This window comes from Pseudoalteromonas sp. UBA2102 (assembly GCF_002331165.1).
Lineage (GTDB): Bacteria > Pseudomonadota > Gammaproteobacteria > Enterobacterales > Alteromonadaceae > Pseudoalteromonas > Pseudoalteromonas atlantica.
Genome location: NZ_DCYU01000144.1, coordinates 477 through 16,490 on the forward strand (window position 1 = coordinate 477; position 16,014 = coordinate 16,490).

The window sequence follows — 16,014 nt, forward strand, 5'->3', positions numbered from 1 at the left end:
TGACGACCACTCTTACGATGGCGCATGACCCTATCCTTCTAACTAAACTAATATAGTGATTTAGATTATTCAGCTAGGCTTGCAGGCGGCCAATTTTCTAGGCGCATGCCTAGAGAAAGACCACGTGAAGCTAGCACGTCTTTTATTTCAGTTAGAGACTTCTTGCCTAGGTTAGGCGTTTTAAGAAGCTCAACTTCAGTGCGCTGAACTAAATCACCGATATATTGAATTTGCTCGGCTTTCAAACAGTTTGCTGAACGTACTGTTAGTTCAAGATCATCAACTGGACGAAGTAGAATAGGATCGAATTCTGGCTTCTCTTCTTTCTCTTCTGGCTCAGTTACATCACGTAAATCTACGAATGCATCTAATTGCTCAGCTAAGATAGTAGACGCACGGCGGATCGCTTCTTCAGGATCTAAGGTGCCGTTTGTTTCCATATCAATGATTAACTTGTCTAAGTCTGTACGTTGCTCAACACGGGCTGATTCAACCGAGTACGCAATACGTTCAACTGGGCTGAATGATGCATCAAGCAGCAATCGACCAATTGGACGCTCATCGTCATCAGAGGATAAACGACTAGATGCCGGCACATAACCACGACCACGCTCAACACGAATACGCATGCTGATCTCGCTGCTATCTGTCGTTAAATGACAAATAACGTGATCTGGATTAGCAATTGTTACATCGCCATCGTGCTGAATATCAGCCGCAGTCACAGGGCCTACACCAGATTTAGTCAGGGTCAGAAAAACTTCATCTTTGCCTTCTAACGTTACTGCTAGACCTTTTAGGTTTAGTAGTATTTCAATGATGTCTTCTTGTACGCCTTCTTTCGCGCTGTACTCATGCAATACACCGTCGATTTCAACTTCAGTTACTGCACATCCAGGCATAGATGATAACAGTATACGGCGTAAGGCATTACCCAGAGTATGGCCAAAGCCACGCTCTAGTGGTTCTAAAACTACTTTAGAACGCGTTGGGTTGATAGCGTCGATATCGACTAACCTTGGTTTTAGAAATTCTGTAACAGAACCCTGCATTTTATCCTCTCTTAACTCTTAACTTTACTTAGAGTAAAGTTCGACGATTAGTTGTTCATTAATGTCCGCAGACAGATCTGAACGCTCAGGTAGGCGCTTAAAGCTACCTTCCAATTTCTTACCGTCAACTTCAACCCAAGTCGGCTTTTCACGTTGCTCAGCCAACTCTAGAGCAGCGATGATACGTGCTTGTGTTTTAGACTTCTCACGGATTACTACAGTATCTTCTGGAGCAATTACGTATGAAGGAATGTTCACAACACGACCATTAACTAAAATCGCTTTGTGACTTACTAACTGACGTGCTTCAGCGCGTGTGCTAGCAAAACCCATGCGATATACAACATTGTCTAAACGTTGCTCTAAAAGCTGTAACAAGTTTTCACCTGTATTACCTTTAAGGCGAGCAGCTTCTTTGTAGTAATTACGGAATTGCTTTTCTAATACACCGTAGATACGACGTACTTTTTGCTTTTCACGTAATTGTAAACCGTAATCAGATAAGCGACCTTTACGAGCGCCGTGCTGACCAGGTGCAGTCTCAAGTTTACACTTAGAGTCGATAGCTCTTACGCCGCTCTTAAGGAACAGGTCAGTACCTTCACGACGACTCAGCTTGAGCTTAGGGCCCAAATATCTTGCCATGTTATTTCTCCTAACCTATTGTTAAACGCGACGTTTCTTCGGTGGACGACAACCATTGTGTGGTATTGGCGTCACGTCAGTAATGTTGGTGATACGGTAACCAGCAGCATTCAAAGCACGTACAGCAGATTCACGACCTGGACCTGGACCTTTAATGAAAACTTCTAGATTTTTTAAACCGTATTCTTGAGCAGCAGTACCTGCACGCTCTGCAGCAACCTGAGCAGCAAATGGTGTAGATTTACGTGAACCACGGAAACCTGAACCACCGGCAGTAGCCCATGATAGTGCATTACCTTGACGGTCGGTAATTGTTACAATAGTGTTGTTGAAAGACGCATGAACATGAGCCATACCATCAGCAACTTGCTTTTTAACCTTTTTACGACGAATTGGTGTCTTAGCCATAATACTATCCCCTTATCGCTTAATAGGCTTACGAGGACCCTTACGGGTACGCGCGTTAGTCTTTGTTCTTTGACCACGTAGTGGTAAAGAGCGACGGTGACGTAGGCCACGGAAACAACCAAGGTCCATAAGGCGCTTGATATTTAGAGTAACTTCACGACGAAGGTCACCTTCTACAGTGTACTTGCCAACTGCATCACGCAGTACGTCAAGAGTTTCGTCTGAAAGTTCACCGATTTTTGTGGTCTCGGCGATACCAGTCGCTTCTAAGATAGCCTTAGAGCGAGTCTTACCTATGCCATAAATAGCTGTTAAACCAATAACTGCATGTTTATGATCAGGGACGTTAATGCCAGCGATACGGGCCACTAACACATCTCCTATATTTGAATTTGGTAATCAAAAGTTTGAAAAGCCCGTAAGGATACTCAAACGAAGACCAAATCACAACTAAAAACACAGGCCGAGAAATCTCAGCCTGCACGACTGTTTACTTAGCCTTGCCTTTGCTTATGCTTAGGCTCACTGCAAATTACGCGTACTACACCAGCACGTTTAATAACTTTACAGTTACGGCATATTTTCTTAACGGAAGCACGTACTTTCATTGCTCAACTCCGTAAACTGACCTTATCGGCCGTAGCCTTTAAGGTTCGCTTTTTTCAGCACAGAATCATACTGATGTGACATCAGGTGAGTCTGTACTTGTGCCATAAAGTCCATGATTACTACAACGATAATCAAAATTGATGTACCGCCGAAATAGAATGGCGTTTGCCATGCCATAGTCATGAATTCGGGCACCAGACAGATAAAGGTTATATACAAAGCACCTGCCAATGTCAGGCGTGTCATCACTTTATCAATGTATTTAGATGTCTGCTCACCTGGACGAATACCTGGGATAAATGCGCCAGATTTCTTCAGGTTGTCTGCTGTCTCACGCGGGTTAAAAACCAACGCTGTGTAGAAAAAGCAGAAGAAGATGATAGCTGCTGCTAGCACCATCGCATACAAAGGCTGACCTGGAGTCAACGTTGTTGCAATAGCTTGTAGCACATCAGCGACCGGACCTTCACCCTGGCCGAACCAGCTTGCAATTGTACCAGGGAACAGAATTATACTGCTAGCGAAGATTGGTGGAATAACACCCGCCATGTTTACTTTTAGTGGTAAATGCGTGCTTTGAGCAGCAAATACTTGACGACCTTGTTGGCGTTTAGCGTAGTTAACAACGATACGACGTTGTCCACGTTCGAAAAACACTACAAGATAAGTAACAGCGAATACTATAACCGCAACCATCAACAGTACAAAAACATTCAAATCACCTTGGCGCGCCATTTCGGCTGTCGAACCAATAGCAGACGGCAGGTTAGCTACAATACCAACAAATATTAGAACTGAGATACCGTTACCGATACCGCGCTCTGTTATTTGTTCGCCCAACCACATTAGGAACATAGTACCAGTTACTAAACTCACCACTGCGGTGAAATAGAAACCGAGACCCGGGTTAACAACTAACCCTTCCATCATGCCCGGTAAGCTAGTTGCAATACCGATTGATTGGATAGTAGCAAGCACAAGCGTGCCGTAGCGTGTGTACTGGCTAATTTTTTTACGCCCTTGCTCACCTTCTTTCTTAAGCTCTATAAACGGAGGATACATATGCGTTAATAGTTGCGTAATAATCGAAGCCGAGATATACGGCATAATACCCAGTGCTAACACTGAAGCTCGCTCAAGCGCACCACCGCTAAACATGTTGAACATCTCAACAATGGTGCCCTTTTGTTGCTCGAAGAAATCGGCAAGTACAGCGGCGTCAATCCCAGGGATTGGCACAAATGAACCTAGACGGTAAATAATGATAGCACCTAAAACAAATAGTAATCGACGCTTCAATTCCGAAAGTCCACTTTGTGCACTTTGTGTATCTTGACCTGGTTTAGCCATTAGTACTTCCTTAGTCTTCTACCTTGCCTCCGGCAGCTTCAATAGCTTCGCGAGCACCTTTAGAAGCCTTAAGGCCTTTAACGGTAACAGCGCGTGAAACTTCGCCAGATTTAACAACTTTAACGAACAGAACGTTCTTTTTAACTAGACCAGCTGCTTGTAACGCGTTTAGGTCTACCACATCGCCTTCAACTTTAGCGATTTCAAAAAGGTTTACTTCTGCAGATACTAACGATTTGCGTGAAGTGAAACCAAATTTAGGTAGACGACGTTGCATAGGCATTTGACCGCCTTCAAAACCAACGCGTACTTTACCGCCAGAACGTGATTTTTGACCTTTGTGACCACGGCCACCAGTCTTACCAAGACCAGAACCGATACCACGACCAACACGTTTTGGAGCAGTTTTAGAACCTGCAGCAGGTGAAAGTGTATTCAAATGCATGAAATTAACCCTCTACCTTAACCATGTAAGAAACTCGGTTGATCATACCACGTACACATGCTGTGTCTTCTAACTCAACAGTGTGGTTGATACGACGTAAACCAAGACCGCGTAATGTAGCTTTATGCTTCGGTAAACGACCGATAGAGCTCTTTACTTGTGTTACTTTTACAGTTTTATTTGCCATGGTTACCCCAGAATTTCGTCTACGCGCAGACCACGTTTAGCAGCGATTGACTCAGGAGAGTTCATGTTCTCTAGAGCTTGAATCGTTGCACGTACTACGTTGATCGGGTTGGTAGAACCGTAACATTTAGAAAGTACGTTCTGCACACCAGTAACTTCTAGTACTGCACGCATAGCACCACCTGCGATGATACCAGTACCTTCAGATGCTGGTTTCATGAACACTTGTGAGCCAGCATGACGTCCTTTAACAGGATGCTGTAATGTGTTGCCATTTAGGTCTACATTGATCATGTTGCGACGTGCTTTTTCCATTGCTTTTTGAATAGCAGCTGGAACTTCACGAGCTTTACCATAACCAAAACCTACTTTACCTGCGCCATCACCAACTACAGTTAGTGCAGTGAAGCTAAAGATACGACCACCTTTAACTACTTTAGACACACGGTTTACCGCGATTAGCTTTTCAGCTAAATCAGGCTGTTGTTGCTTTGCTTCTACGTTAGCCATTGTCTACTCCTAGAATTGCAAACCGGCTTCACGCGCAGCATCAGCTAGCGCCTTCACACGGCCGTGATATTTAAAGCCACTGCGATCAAAAGCAATCTTTTCGATGCCTTTGTCAGCCGCACGTTCTGCAACCGCTTTACCAACTGCTTGTGCAGCTGAAACGTTGCCTGTGCCTTTAACTGTTTCGCTAATAGCTTTCTCAACAGTAGAAGCAGCAGCCAGTACAGTACCCTCAGCATTAACTACTTGAGCGTAAATGTGACGTGGCGTGCGGTGGATAACAAGACGCGTTGTGCCTTGTTCAATATAATTTCTACGAGTGCGTTTAGCACGACGTAGACGAGCTGTTTTTTTATCCATCGTCTTACCTTACTTCTTCTTAGCCTCTTTACGGCGTACATTCTCATCTGAATAACGAACACCTTTACCTTTATAAGGCTCAGGTTTACGGTATGCACGAATGTTAGCAGCTGTTTGACCAACTAACTGCTTATCTACGCCCTTAACTAGAACTTCTGTTTGGCTTGGAGTTTCAATCGTAATTCCCTCAGGAACTTCGAAATTAACTGGGTGCGAGAAACCAAGTGTTAAGTCTAAAACTTTACCCTTAGCTGCAGCACGGTAACCAACACCTACTAACTGAAGTTTCTTCTCGTAACCTTCATGCGTACCAACAACCATGTTGTTGATTAGAGCGCGAGCAGTACCTGCTTGAGCCCATGCATTAGCTACGCCTTCACGAGGTAAAGTTGTAATAACGTTGTCGTTAACTTGTACTTCAACAGCGTTGTTGATAGTACGAGTAAGTTCACCGTTTTTGCCTTTAACTGTGATGTCCTGGCCTTTTAATGTAACTTCTACACCGGCAGGAACATTGATTGGTGCCTTTGCTATGCGAGACATAGTTCCCCTCCGATTAAGCTACAAAGCCAATGATTTCACCACCAACACCAGCACTACGTGCTGCGCGGTCTGTCATTAGGCCTTTAGAAGTTGATACGATAGCGATACCAAGACCACCCATTACCTTCGGTAATTCGTCACGTTTCTTATAGATACGTAGACCAGGGCGGCTAACACGCTGGATATTTTCAATTACAGCTTTGCCTTCGAAGTATTTCAACTCGATAGAAAGCTCAGGTTTCGCTTCGCTGTTTACAGCGAAATCTGCGATGTAACCTTCGTCTTTTAATACTTTAGCTACTGCTACTTTCAGCTTTGAAGTTGGCATCGTTACAGATACTTTCTTCGCTGATTGACCGTTACGGATACGTGTAAACAAATCCGCGATAGGATCTTGCAAGCTCATAGTCTTACTCCCGTGATACTATTACCAGCTAGCCTTTTTAAGGCCAGGAATTTCACCGCGCATAGCTGCTTCGCGAACTTTAATACGGCTCATGCCGAATTTGCGAAGGAAACCATGTGGGCGGCCCGTAATGTTACAACGATTACGTTGACGTGCAGGGCTAGAATCACGTGGTAAAGCTTGAAGCTTAAGTACCGCGTCCCAACGATCATCTTCAGATGCGTTAACATCGCTGATGATAGCTTTTAGTGCTGCACGCTTTTCAGCGTACTGAGCAACTAGTTTAGTGCGCTTTGCTTCGCGCGCTTTCATAGAATTCTTTGCCATAACCCTACCCTTATTTCTTGAATGGGAAGTTAAACGCTTCTAACAACGCACGGCCTTCCTCATCAGATTTCGCAGAAGTTGTGATTGTGATATCCATACCGCGTACACGGTCTACTTTATCGTAATCAATTTCTGGGAAGATGATTTGTTCACGTACGCCCATGCTGTAGTTACCACGTCCATCAAAAGACTTAGCACTCACACCACGGAAGTCACGGATACGTGGGATAGCGATTGATACCAAACGCTCAAAAAAGTCCCACATACGCTCGCCGCGTAAGGTTACTTTACAGCCTATTGGGTAGCCTTCACGCACTTTGAAGCCAGCAACAGATTTGCGTGCTTTAGTGATTAAAGGTTTCTGACCAGCGATAGCTTCTAGATCCGCAACAGCGTTATCTAAAATCTTCTTGTCAGCTAGGGCTTCGCCCACGCCCATATTTAATGTGATCTTTTCGATCTGAGGGACTTGCATGACAGAGCTGAAACCAAACTTCTCTTGAAGCTCAGCAACTACTTTGTCTTTATATACTTCATGCAGTTTCGCCATCATTCTACTCCAACTATTAGATAGTTTTACCAGTAGATTTAAAGATACGTAATTTCTTACCATCTTCAATCTTGAAACCTACACGATCTGCTTTACTCGTTTCCGAGTTGTAGATCGCAACGTTTGATACGTCGATAGACGCTTCTTTCTCAACAATGCCGCCAGCTTGGTTCAATTGTGGAACCGGCTTTTGGTGTTTCTTGATTAAGTTAATGCCTTCGACAAATACTCGACCAGACTCGGTAACAACTGAAAGCACTTTGCCGCGCTTACCTTTGTCTTTACCTGCTAGTACGATTACTTCGTCATCACGACGGATTTTTGCTGCCATGATAGACTCCTTACAGTACTTCTGGGGCTAGTGAAACAATTTTCATGAACTTATCATTACGAAGTTCACGAGTCACAGGGCCGAAGATACGAGTACCAATTGGCTGCAAGTTATCATTTAAGATAACAGCCGCATTGCTATCGAAACGGATCAGAGAACCGTCCGGACGACGAACGCCTTTTTTGGTACGCACAACTACCGCGTTTTTAACATCACCTTTCTTCACTTTACCGCGAGGAATAGCTTCTTTCACAGAAACTTTAATGATATCGCCAACTGCCGCATAGCGACGGTGTGAACCACCAAGGACTTTTATACACTGCACTTTGCGAGCGCCGCTGTTATCAGCAACTTCCAGCTGAGTTTGCATTTGGATCATGTTAATGACCTCCGGTGTAGTAATTACAACTTGCCTTAAATTTGTTTAAAATCAAGGCACTTCGATTAAATCCCACTCAAAAAACAACAGAGTTGTCTCTTAAGGGCGGGCAATTGTACCAGCATTGGCTAGTGAGTGGTAGGTTATTTTTTAATTAATTTAAGGGAAGGACAGATTAAAACTGAGTAAAAACCGCTATGTAGCTATTTTACAAGTGGTTATAAAACAATCAAGGCGCAAATAGCGCCTTAATTATTTATTTGTGGGGTTTAATAGTTAGCCAAATAAACCTTTTAGTTTATCTTTAACTTTGTCCTTGGCTTTTTCTTTTGCTTTCTCTTTGGCGTCATCGAGCTTTTGTTTTGCTTCATCTTTAAGCGCGTTGCTTACATCTAGCTTAAAGCCAACGTCATGAAATGGGCCTTCTATACGCAGTGGGATTTTAAAGCCTGTACTATCATCTGTAGTGCCTTGCCCTTCAATCGAATCAACAATGCCGGTCACTAAGCGATAATCAACATTGGTTTTAGGCAAATCTACATCGCCCTCACCTGTAATACGAATAAGTGGGCTCATCAGCGATAGGTCGTTATTACGGCCCACGCCATTAGTAAAGTTAAAGCTACCGGTGAGCGCAGAAAAATCTGTTTGCTCTGATTCTTCAAAGCCTGTATCAAGCCCTTCACTCACAGCACCAAGATTACCCGTAATAAGCTCTTTGCCTTTGCGAACCATCTCAGCCACGTTTGCGCCTTTAACAGCACCATCGGCAAATTCAAAGCTAACCTTGCCATTTAATGCATTAATGAAGGTTTTTTGACTTTGCCCAGTTGTGGTTAAATTCCAATTTAATGACCCTTTACCCATAAGCTTATCAAAGCCAGCTGCATCAGTGAGTAACGGTTGTGCGTCTATGTCGGCTAAATCAAAATTTGTGCTTATTTTATACGGCGTTTGCTGCGCATTTATGTTGATAACCCCTTTACCAGTGCCCTCATATGCTTTAAAGCTATCTAAGCTTAATTTAGCAACGCTGTTGTTTAAATCGACTGTAAATTGATTAGCACCTAGCTCAATATCGTTAGCTTTTAAACCGCTTGAGCGAATAACTACATTAGCATTAAGTGCATTTAATGCGCTTAAATCAATTTTAGTATCGTCCCAAACAATCGGCTGCGCGGCTTTAGGTTCTTCGCTTTGCGGCGCTTGCTGCTTAGCGACTACCTCCGGTAAGTAGGGATTCAAATCAAGCATACCTAGGTCTATATCAGCATTAACCGCTAGTTTATTTCCTAAGTTTACTTCACTTTTTCCTTTAATCTCTAATTCATCTAGGGTAGCAATCAGCTCTTCTAAGTTAAACGTATCATCTATAAGATGCATTTTACCGTTTACACTAAACGCATTAAATGCATTTTCTTTAGCGTTTAAGTCTACCCCTTGCCAAGTTGCTAGCTCTTTAACAGAGTCGCCACTTAGCGCTAACTCGCCTTTTATATCTTTACCTTGGCGAGCAATACTGCCGTTAAAAGTAAGATCGACCAAGCGAGAGTCTACGCTTTGAGCAACCTCAAATGTCGCCCCTTCAATTGCCTTTGCCGGCGTATCAAGTTTTACATCAAGCTCAAAGCGCTCTTGCATATATGTAATGCCGCCTTTGATCTCTAGTGTCTTACGTAGTGAAGGAAGTAAAATAGCCAATTCCAAGTCACTAATTTGTTGTTTAGCGCCTGTTTGCCCATCTAGGTAAGTAAACGTACCACCGTAAATAGCCACTTCACCTAACTCTATATCAAAGCTCTCTGGTAGTTTAACAGCCTCACCTGATTGAGTTTGCTCTTGCGGCTGCTCTGCTACAGCATCAAACAACTGCCAGTTAGCTTTACCGTTTTTATCAGTTTCTAATAAAATATTGGGCTCGTTAATAACAAACTTATCAAGTTTGAATTCGCCGCCAAATAGCGATAACCATGGTATATGCACAGCTAATTGCTCCATACTTGCCATGTCGTCGCGCGAGCCTGTCTGCATGTTTGCAAAGTGCACATCGTTAAGCTCTAACTTTAATGCAGGAAATACACTAAGCGTTTTATCACCTTTAATAGTAAGTGTGCGCCCTGTTGTTTTTTCAACCTGCTCAGATACTTTATTAAAAATAGTATCGGTTGGAATTAAAAACGGAGCGGCAATAATTAACGCAATACAAAGTAAGAGTATTACACCAACAATTTTGAGTAAGGTCTTCATGATCATCCTTTCAAACGTGCAAATAATGTTCTTATCATAGCGAGTGTTAGCTTTAAAATCATTGTCGTTGTGATAAAAAAGCACTTTATTAAATATTACCGTCTTATCCTGAATCGCCCCTGAAACATTTTGATACCTTTAGGTTACAAAAAAATAGTGACACTGTGAAACCTATAGGTTACATTGATACCTGTAGGTTACATAATGTAAATTTTAAAAGGAAATGAGATATGTCGAATCATGATATTAAAAATGAAGAAAAGTTTATGGGCCAAAATGCTTGGTTCTCATTATTCATGGGAGTCACTTTATTAATCATCAGTGTTTACCCACTGCTTACTCAAACATCAGCCCCACTATTGTTTTTTGGCACTGCTGCCTTTTTAGGTTCATTCTGTATGTTTGTGATCAGAGGCGGGTTTACATGGAAAATGAAATACCACCTTACCTACAAAGATGAGTACTTAAACACTATCGACACTATTGCCTATAAACATGTAGTTCTTGGTTTACTTTTTAGTATGGGTGGCGTGTATTTATTCTCAGATGATTTGGCTTTAGAAGTGTCTCACACCATGATGGCCTCGTTTTACCTTGCTGTAATGTGTTTAATATACGGCGTATCAATTCTTTGGCAAAGCAAAGATTAGGAGCAAAAGTGCAAAATCAAATTGCAAAATACCGTAAAGAAGCAGGCCTTTCGCAGCAAGAGTTAGCAGATCTAATTGCAGTTTCACGTAAAACTATAAGTACTGTGGAAACGGCAAGGTTTACTCCTTCGGTAATAATTGCGCTTAAAATAGCGAGGCACTTTAAAACTTCTGTTGAAAGCTTGTTTACGCTGCAAGAGCATGATTAAACCTCGGCAATCATGGTGCTTATATTAAGCATCATGATTGCATCCCTTGAATTGTTAGGTATGATGCACGGCCCTGTTGCTATTGGCGTATTTGCGCTAAAATAAAGCAGCTAAAAAATGTATCTACTCGGAGACTCTACAAGGCATGAAAAAACTGCTAATTTCACCGTCAAAAATGGCGCTAGGCGAACAAGAAAGTCAAATTTACCAAAACATCTTGAAGCAAGCTTCAGAACTAAGCCTAAACCTAATGGCCGTGAAAGTAGAAAACCACCCAGAGGATTTTTTAGGCTGGTGTTATGAGCTGCTAAGTGCAAGTAAAGACCGTATAAATTACGATTTACTAGAGCCACAGCAACTACCACTTTTAAAAAAGCTGCATGACCAGTTAACTTCTGCAATTAGCTTTTTACAGCTTAAAACACTACGTGTAGCACCTTGGCCTGTTATTAGTATGTTTGTAGAACAACACAAAGAACTTATTGCACTGGACGAACAGCTTCGCCTTACCACGTATTTGCACAGCATCCGTGAGCAAGCACTAAAAGATATGATCCCAGAGGATTTACTGGCATTTAGTGGTAAACACACTGCCACGCTCGACCCAAGCACCTATAACTTTGATGTTGAATGGTTCGCATCAACAAAAAGTGCAAAGGGTTTTCATCAAATGCTAGCCGACTTGCCTGGCGCGTTTGACGATGCACTTGCTAACATCCCGCTTGAAGGTGATGTGAGCGAAGCTGATTACCAACAGTTTGTTGTTGCTTATTTACTTGCCTTTAACGGTAGCGATGAAAAGCCAACCCTTGCTCCTGCTACACGTTTATTAGCAATGCGCCGCCCAGATGTGTTTACGCCAATTAGTAATAGCCGTCTTGATGCATTATGCGCAGCTTTAGGTATTACAAAATTAAACAATCGCGACTTTGAGCGCTACTGGCAAGATATAGTACAAAGCATTCATGCTATGTCGTGGTTTAAAATGGCTAATGGCAGCAATGAACTAGAAGAGCAACTAGTTAGTATAAAAGCGTTATTACCGTGCTTTTTTTACTATGCAGATGCCAGCACGGCCGACAACTCAAATTATATTAAGCTATTAAATAAACCTAAACGCAGCACAACAAGTGCAGGAAAACCACAACGTAGAGGTAAAGAGTCAGCCGAAATACTTGTAGACCGTGCACTTGCAGCCGATGACATTCCCGAGCATATTCGTAGCAAACGCGACTCTATTATTAGCGAAGTACAAAAAGGCCGCGGAGTAAACGAAACAATTAGTCTTATGCGCACTATATTTGGCTAAATTTACCTAACCTAACTGTATTTTTCTGGTGCAGTTAGGTTAATTTATGCACCAGCAGTGTGCGTTTTTTAATTAACCACCTCAATCATCCCCTCTTCTAAAACTTCTCAACATATTGTTTTATAAAAGTAAAAAAACAGTTTTATAGAAATTATTTTAAGCTGGCACATACAGTGCAATTGCATTCCCAGTTAAACAATAAAACACCGCCAGTCAAAGGGTTGCCAATAAGAGAATAAAAACCTAGGCGATAAAAATCATATAACGGGAAATGGACATGCTAAAACTAAAAAAAACCATCGCAATTAGCGCAATAGCTTTATTAGGTGCTACATCTTTAACATCAACAGCCGTACATGCAGAAGTAACAGCAAACGCAGCGGCTACGTCTAACTACTTATGGCGTGGTCAAGAGCAAACTGGGGGCGATGCTGCTATTTCTGGCGGTATTGATTACGCTGACGAGTCAGGCTTTTATGTAGGTACTTGGGCATCAAATGCTTCATGGGCCGATGAAATGACTTACGAGCTTGATGTTTACGCGGGTTTTGGTGGCGATATTAACGACACATTTAGCTACGATGTAGGTTACATTTATTACGCTTACCCAGATGCAGCTTCTGAGGCAGATGCTGATTTCTCTGAAATTTACGGTAGCATCAGCGCAGAAGGTTTCACCTTTGGCGCTGCAATCCTTGCCACTTCAGCGGCAGATGGCGATGGCACCGACTTTGGCGATTCATTATACCTAAATGCCGATTACAGCTTTGCTGTTGGCAGCAATGGTACTGAGGTTGCGCTACACTTAGGTCACTACTCTGGCGACTTTATAGGCGATGATAATATTATTGATTACGGTATCTCTGTATCAAAAGATGGTTTTACTTTTGGCGTATCTGACACCGACATGGATGAGTCAGATGTTAAAGTTTACGTAGGCTACGCTGTAGACTTTACGCTTTAAAACAAAATGTGTTACTTGCTGCAACACTAAGGGCCTTTTGGCCCTTTTCTCGTTTAGGGCACCTAAATACTCACAGCGCCTTTTAATTTTAGCGACTAAAGCACCTTACTATAAAACCCACTTCAGTTAACCGCCGAGCTCCTCGCTGCTATTACCTCTTATTACCAATATGCTAATTCGCTTTATTAAGCTTTATTGCGCATTGATATTAGTAATTCGCTAAAACAAAAAAGGCCGCATTAAATGCGGCCTTTAAGCTAATCGTTAAAACTTAGCTAGGTTGTTTTTACTGTCTTTATCTACAAGCTTAATGTACGGGTCTACCCCCGCGTACACTGGCTTTTCTTTTACTTTTAGCTCAATAGTATTAGTACCAGAGACTATATGATGCTTTTGCGAGTAAATCACAAAGTCTTCAGCGAGAAGGTTTTCAGGATCATCGCTAAATAATGCAATATCAATTAGCTCATCGAGTGGCTGCTCGGTTTCTTCACCTTGTCCATCGGCATGCTGCTTAGTTGCTTCAACGCTCAGTGTTACTGTATAAAAACCTTCGCTATCAACATCATCTGTAACCGACACTGCTTTCATTTCAAGCTCATAAAGCGTTATATATTTAAACTGATCATCAATAAAACGTTGTTCAGCTTGTGTTGCATCTCGCTTTAAATAACTAAGTAAATCAAGTGTGGTTGGGTATGGCGTTGCCTGGTATTTAAACTCATTCAAAAATGCTTTAAGTGCGGCATTTAAGCGCTCTTCACCTAAGCGGTCATACAAAGCCATCATCGCAACTGAGCCTTTATTGTAATGAAGATATTGTTGCGACTGTGTTTTATATAGTGGCATTTCTTCAAAGGCTTCGCCTGTGCGGCCCATTAAGTATCTATCTAACTCGTACTTTAAGAATTTACGAAGCTTCTCGGCGCCAAAGCGTTTTTTTAGTACCATAAGCGCACTGTATTGGGAGAGCGATTCAGAAATAACGGCACTGCCCTCTACATTAGCCCCAGATACTTGATGCCCCCACCATTGGTGTGCAACTTCATGTGCGGTTACATAGTAAGGTAGGTCAACTTTACTCTCATCTCTTAAGTCTGTAATAAAGCCAATACTTTCTGAGTAAGGTACCGTATTGGCAAAACTTTGCGCAAACGAGCGATACTTAGGAAACTCAATAATACGTAACTGCTTATGCTGATATGGCCCAAAGGCTTGCGTGTAGTAATCTATTGAGTCTTGTACTGACTCAATCATACGGTCAACATTCCATGCATGATCTTTGTGGTAGTACACCTCAATATTTACACCGTTGTGCTCAACCTTTTTGCTTTCAAGCTCCGCCGAAAGAACAGAATAAAAGTTTATAATAGGGGAATCCATTTCATAAACAAAAGTACGTCGTCCGTCTTTTACACTCTCACTTTTTAAGTAACCAGGTGTAATAGCAAATTGTGACTCATCGGTGGTTACCGTTGCCTTGTAGTTTATAAATCCATTAGCAGGCCCAAACTCATTTTGCGTATAATAGCGGCTGTCTTCTAGTTTATGTGCACGTTCAAGCTCGGGTAAATCGTGCTTACGGCGCTCATACTTATCCGCAATTTGAAAATACTTTTGATAACCAAAATTTGGTAATAATTCTCTATTATTTACAAATGTACCGTTATGCACGAGTTGAGTATCAGAGCCTCTATCAACAAAACCGTCGTGTTCACGAGAAACTGAAAGCTCACCTTCGCGTACTTCATTAGGCATTAGCGGTTGTTCAAACTCAAACCATACCATGCCAAAATCGGTTAAACGCTCAACTATTTTTCCGCCCGCCATTTTTACATCCCAGCTTTTAGATTGGCTAGGCTCGTTAATTAACACACGGGTTATTGGCTCGTTTGCGGTATTGGTAAACTTAATTTTAGCCACGGCATTTAAAGCACGTTTTTTAGGATAAATATCAATGTGTAAATCAACATCAGTTATTATAGGCAGTGGCAAGTCTTTGTATTGTGAGAACTCTTGCTCATACCTTACTTGTAGCGCTTCGTTATCATCACTTGTTACAAACTCATTGATTACACGGGTGTTGTAATAAATGTTATAACCCGCGCCCACAAATACCAATAAACTTATAACGGCTGCAATCTGGCCTTTTAAAGACATGTTGTAACTCACTAAAGATAAACGCGTACGCAATGTTTGCGATGGACCACGATGCCATAAAGCAAACCCTACAATAGCTAAAAACACACTCAATGCGCCCCAATATAGGGTATACCAATGCGCGCCTTGTAAAAAATGCCCGTAACCGTTTATGTCTGAATACGGTACGCTACTGCTTTGCGAAAAATGATACATATGATGCTCAAATCCGTAAGCACCCATTACCATTTGAGCAATGTAATACAGAATAAACAAACCCATACCTATGTATTTATTAGGGCTAATTATTTGTAAAAAGAACGCCAAAATAGCCATCATAATTAAAGGCAGTAATGTAAGGTAACCCAACCTAAATAAGTACTGGCCAAGCTCTA

The 16,014-nt window shown here is 42.0% G+C and carries 22 protein-coding genes; 4 read left to right on the forward strand and 18 right to left on the reverse strand.

The window, feature by feature from the left end; all coding sequences use genetic code 11:
• Nucleotides 1-65: 65 nt before the first annotated feature.
• The 17 genes from B2R65_RS18440 to B2R65_RS18520 all read right to left on the reverse strand — a co-directional run bounded on the left by B2R65_RS18440 (nucleotide 66) and on the right by B2R65_RS18520 (nucleotide 10,348).
• Nucleotides 66-1,052 (reverse strand): DNA-directed RNA polymerase subunit alpha, encoded by a 987-nt coding sequence (locus B2R65_RS18440; protein WP_004589198.1) that lies wholly within the window; start codon nucleotides 1,050-1,052, stop codon nucleotides 66-68.
• A gap of 24 nt (nucleotides 1,053-1,076) precedes the next feature.
• Entirely contained in the window at nucleotides 1,077-1,697 is a 621-nt protein-coding gene (gene rpsD, locus B2R65_RS18445) for a 30S ribosomal protein S4 (RefSeq protein ID WP_004589199.1), read from the reverse strand.
• Between the two features lie 21 nt (nucleotides 1,698-1,718).
• Nucleotides 1,719-2,105 carry a 30S ribosomal protein S11 gene (rpsK, locus tag B2R65_RS18450; RefSeq protein ID WP_002959471.1) on the reverse strand — a complete coding sequence of 129 codons (387 nt, stop codon included), beginning with the start codon at nucleotides 2,103-2,105 and terminating at the stop codon, nucleotides 1,719-1,721.
• Nucleotides 2,106-2,117: 12 nt separating this feature from the next.
• Entirely contained in the window at nucleotides 2,118-2,474 is a 357-nt protein-coding gene (rpsM, locus tag B2R65_RS18455) for a 30S ribosomal protein S13 (RefSeq protein ID WP_004589200.1), read from the reverse strand.
• A 125-nt stretch (nucleotides 2,475-2,599) separates the two neighbouring features.
• Entirely contained in the window at nucleotides 2,600-2,713 is a 114-nt protein-coding gene (gene rpmJ, locus B2R65_RS18460) for a 50S ribosomal protein L36 (protein ID WP_002959476.1), read from the reverse strand.
• A 22-nt stretch (nucleotides 2,714-2,735) separates the two neighbouring features.
• Entirely contained in the window at nucleotides 2,736-4,064 is a 1,329-nt protein-coding gene (secY, locus tag B2R65_RS18465; protein ID WP_004589201.1) for a preprotein translocase subunit SecY, read from the reverse strand.
• 10 nt (nucleotides 4,065-4,074) lie between these two features.
• Nucleotides 4,075-4,509 (reverse strand): 50S ribosomal protein L15, encoded by a 435-nt coding sequence (gene rplO, locus B2R65_RS18470; RefSeq protein ID WP_004589202.1) that lies wholly within the window; start codon nucleotides 4,507-4,509, stop codon nucleotides 4,075-4,077.
• A gap of 4 nt (nucleotides 4,510-4,513) precedes the next feature.
• A complete protein-coding gene (rpmD, locus tag B2R65_RS18475; protein WP_004589203.1) occupies nucleotides 4,514-4,696 on the reverse strand; it encodes a 50S ribosomal protein L30 in 183 nt (60 codons plus the stop codon).
• A 2-nt stretch (nucleotides 4,697-4,698) separates the two neighbouring features.
• Nucleotides 4,699-5,205 (reverse strand): 30S ribosomal protein S5, encoded by a 507-nt coding sequence (gene rpsE / locus B2R65_RS18480; RefSeq protein WP_004589204.1) that lies wholly within the window; start codon nucleotides 5,203-5,205, stop codon nucleotides 4,699-4,701.
• A gap of 9 nt (nucleotides 5,206-5,214) precedes the next feature.
• Nucleotides 5,215-5,565 (reverse strand): 50S ribosomal protein L18, encoded by a 351-nt coding sequence (gene rplR, locus B2R65_RS18485; RefSeq protein ID WP_004589205.1) that lies wholly within the window; start codon nucleotides 5,563-5,565, stop codon nucleotides 5,215-5,217.
• Nucleotides 5,566-5,574: 9 nt separating this feature from the next.
• The gene (rplF, locus tag B2R65_RS18490) at nucleotides 5,575-6,108 is read right to left on the reverse strand and encodes a 50S ribosomal protein L6 (RefSeq protein WP_004589206.1); all 534 of its coding nucleotides are present in this window, start codon (nucleotides 6,106-6,108) and stop codon (nucleotides 5,575-5,577) included.
• A gap of 13 nt (nucleotides 6,109-6,121) precedes the next feature.
• Complete coding sequence (gene rpsH, locus B2R65_RS18495) at nucleotides 6,122-6,514, reverse strand: 30S ribosomal protein S8 (RefSeq protein ID WP_004589207.1); 393 nt, start codon at nucleotides 6,512-6,514, stop codon at nucleotides 6,122-6,124.
• A 21-nt stretch (nucleotides 6,515-6,535) separates the two neighbouring features.
• A complete protein-coding gene (gene rpsN / locus B2R65_RS18500; protein ID WP_004589208.1) occupies nucleotides 6,536-6,841 on the reverse strand; it encodes a 30S ribosomal protein S14 in 306 nt (101 codons plus the stop codon).
• Between the two features lie 10 nt (nucleotides 6,842-6,851).
• Nucleotides 6,852-7,391 carry a 50S ribosomal protein L5 gene (gene rplE, locus B2R65_RS18505; protein WP_004589209.1) on the reverse strand — a complete coding sequence of 180 codons (540 nt, stop codon included), beginning with the start codon at nucleotides 7,389-7,391 and terminating at the stop codon, nucleotides 6,852-6,854.
• A 16-nt stretch (nucleotides 7,392-7,407) separates the two neighbouring features.
• Nucleotides 7,408-7,722 (reverse strand): 50S ribosomal protein L24, encoded by a 315-nt coding sequence (gene rplX / locus B2R65_RS18510; RefSeq protein WP_004589210.1) that lies wholly within the window; start codon nucleotides 7,720-7,722, stop codon nucleotides 7,408-7,410.
• Between the two features lie 10 nt (nucleotides 7,723-7,732).
• Nucleotides 7,733-8,101 carry a 50S ribosomal protein L14 gene (gene rplN, locus B2R65_RS18515; RefSeq protein WP_004589211.1) on the reverse strand — a complete coding sequence of 123 codons (369 nt, stop codon included), beginning with the start codon at nucleotides 8,099-8,101 and terminating at the stop codon, nucleotides 7,733-7,735.
• A gap of 276 nt (nucleotides 8,102-8,377) precedes the next feature.
• Nucleotides 8,378-10,348: an AsmA family protein gene (locus tag B2R65_RS18520; protein WP_054983354.1), complete on the reverse strand. Its 1,971-nt coding sequence runs from the start codon at nucleotides 10,346-10,348 to the stop codon at nucleotides 8,378-8,380.
• Nucleotides 10,349-10,578: 230 nt separating this feature from the next.
• Here B2R65_RS18520 and B2R65_RS18525 point away from each other — a divergent pair, with 230 nt between their 5' ends.
• The 4 genes from B2R65_RS18525 to B2R65_RS18540 all read left to right on the forward strand — a co-directional run bounded on the left by B2R65_RS18525 (nucleotide 10,579) and on the right by B2R65_RS18540 (nucleotide 13,480).
• Entirely contained in the window at nucleotides 10,579-10,998 is a 420-nt protein-coding gene (locus B2R65_RS18525) for a hypothetical protein (protein ID WP_058403570.1), read from the forward strand.
• An 8-nt stretch (nucleotides 10,999-11,006) separates the two neighbouring features.
• Entirely contained in the window at nucleotides 11,007-11,207 is a 201-nt protein-coding gene (locus B2R65_RS18530; protein ID WP_004589214.1) for a helix-turn-helix transcriptional regulator, read from the forward strand.
• Nucleotides 11,208-11,352: 145 nt separating this feature from the next.
• Entirely contained in the window at nucleotides 11,353-12,516 is a 1,164-nt protein-coding gene (locus tag B2R65_RS18535) for a hypothetical protein (RefSeq protein WP_004589215.1), read from the forward strand.
• A 277-nt stretch (nucleotides 12,517-12,793) separates the two neighbouring features.
• Nucleotides 12,794-13,480, forward strand: a complete 687-nt coding sequence (locus B2R65_RS18540; RefSeq protein WP_004589216.1) for a TorF family putative porin — start codon at nucleotides 12,794-12,796, stop codon at nucleotides 13,478-13,480.
• Between the two features lie 264 nt (nucleotides 13,481-13,744).
• Here the strand turns inward: B2R65_RS18540 and B2R65_RS18545 are convergent.
• The coding region (locus B2R65_RS18545; RefSeq protein WP_286745193.1) for a M1 family metallopeptidase at nucleotides 13,745-16,014 on the reverse strand (2,270 nt) is incomplete at its 5' end.

What these genes read in the sequence shown, in the direction of transcription:
- B2R65_RS18540 (WP_004589216.1), top strand. Translation starts at nt 12,794, where the DNA reads ATGCTAAAACTAAAAAAAACCATCGCAATTAGCGCAATAGCTTTATTA.
- secY (WP_004589201.1), bottom strand. Translation starts at nt 4,064, where the DNA reads ATGGCTAAACCAGGTCAAGATACACAAAGTGCACAAAGTGGACTTTCG.
- rplO (WP_004589202.1), bottom strand. Translation starts at nt 4,509, where the DNA reads ATGCATTTGAATACACTTTCACCTGCTGCAGGTTCTAAAACTGCTCCA.
- rpsH (WP_004589207.1), bottom strand. Translation starts at nt 6,514, where the DNA reads ATGAGCTTGCAAGATCCTATCGCGGATTTGTTTACACGTATCCGTAAC.
- B2R65_RS18535 (WP_004589215.1), top strand. Translation starts at nt 11,353, where the DNA reads ATGAAAAAACTGCTAATTTCACCGTCAAAAATGGCGCTAGGCGAACAA.
- rpsK (WP_002959471.1), bottom strand. Translation starts at nt 2,105, where the DNA reads ATGGCTAAGACACCAATTCGTCGTAAAAAGGTTAAAAAGCAAGTTGCT.
- B2R65_RS18525 (WP_058403570.1), top strand. Translation starts at nt 10,579, where the DNA reads ATGTCGAATCATGATATTAAAAATGAAGAAAAGTTTATGGGCCAAAAT.
- rplF (WP_004589206.1), bottom strand. Translation starts at nt 6,108, where the DNA reads ATGTCTCGCATAGCAAAGGCACCAATCAATGTTCCTGCCGGTGTAGAA.
- rpsN (WP_004589208.1), bottom strand. Translation starts at nt 6,841, where the DNA reads ATGGCAAAGAATTCTATGAAAGCGCGCGAAGCAAAGCGCACTAAACTA.
- rpsD (WP_004589199.1), bottom strand. Translation starts at nt 1,697, where the DNA reads ATGGCAAGATATTTGGGCCCTAAGCTCAAGCTGAGTCGTCGTGAAGGT.
- B2R65_RS18440 (WP_004589198.1), bottom strand. Translation starts at nt 1,052, where the DNA reads ATGCAGGGTTCTGTTACAGAATTTCTAAAACCAAGGTTAGTCGATATC.
- rpmD (WP_004589203.1), bottom strand. Translation starts at nt 4,696, where the DNA reads ATGGCAAATAAAACTGTAAAAGTAACACAAGTAAAGAGCTCTATCGGT.
- rpmJ (WP_002959476.1), bottom strand. Translation starts at nt 2,713, where the DNA reads ATGAAAGTACGTGCTTCCGTTAAGAAAATATGCCGTAACTGTAAAGTT.
- rplX (WP_004589210.1), bottom strand. Translation starts at nt 7,722, where the DNA reads ATGGCAGCAAAAATCCGTCGTGATGACGAAGTAATCGTACTAGCAGGT.
- rplR (WP_004589205.1), bottom strand. Translation starts at nt 5,565, where the DNA reads ATGGATAAAAAAACAGCTCGTCTACGTCGTGCTAAACGCACTCGTAGA.
- rplE (WP_004589209.1), bottom strand. Translation starts at nt 7,391, where the DNA reads ATGGCGAAACTGCATGAAGTATATAAAGACAAAGTAGTTGCTGAGCTT.
- rplN (WP_004589211.1), bottom strand. Translation starts at nt 8,101, where the DNA reads ATGATCCAAATGCAAACTCAGCTGGAAGTTGCTGATAACAGCGGCGCT.
- rpsE (WP_004589204.1), bottom strand. Translation starts at nt 5,205, where the DNA reads ATGGCTAACGTAGAAGCAAAGCAACAACAGCCTGATTTAGCTGAAAAG.
- B2R65_RS18520 (WP_054983354.1), bottom strand. Translation starts at nt 10,348, where the DNA reads ATGAAGACCTTACTCAAAATTGTTGGTGTAATACTCTTACTTTGTATT.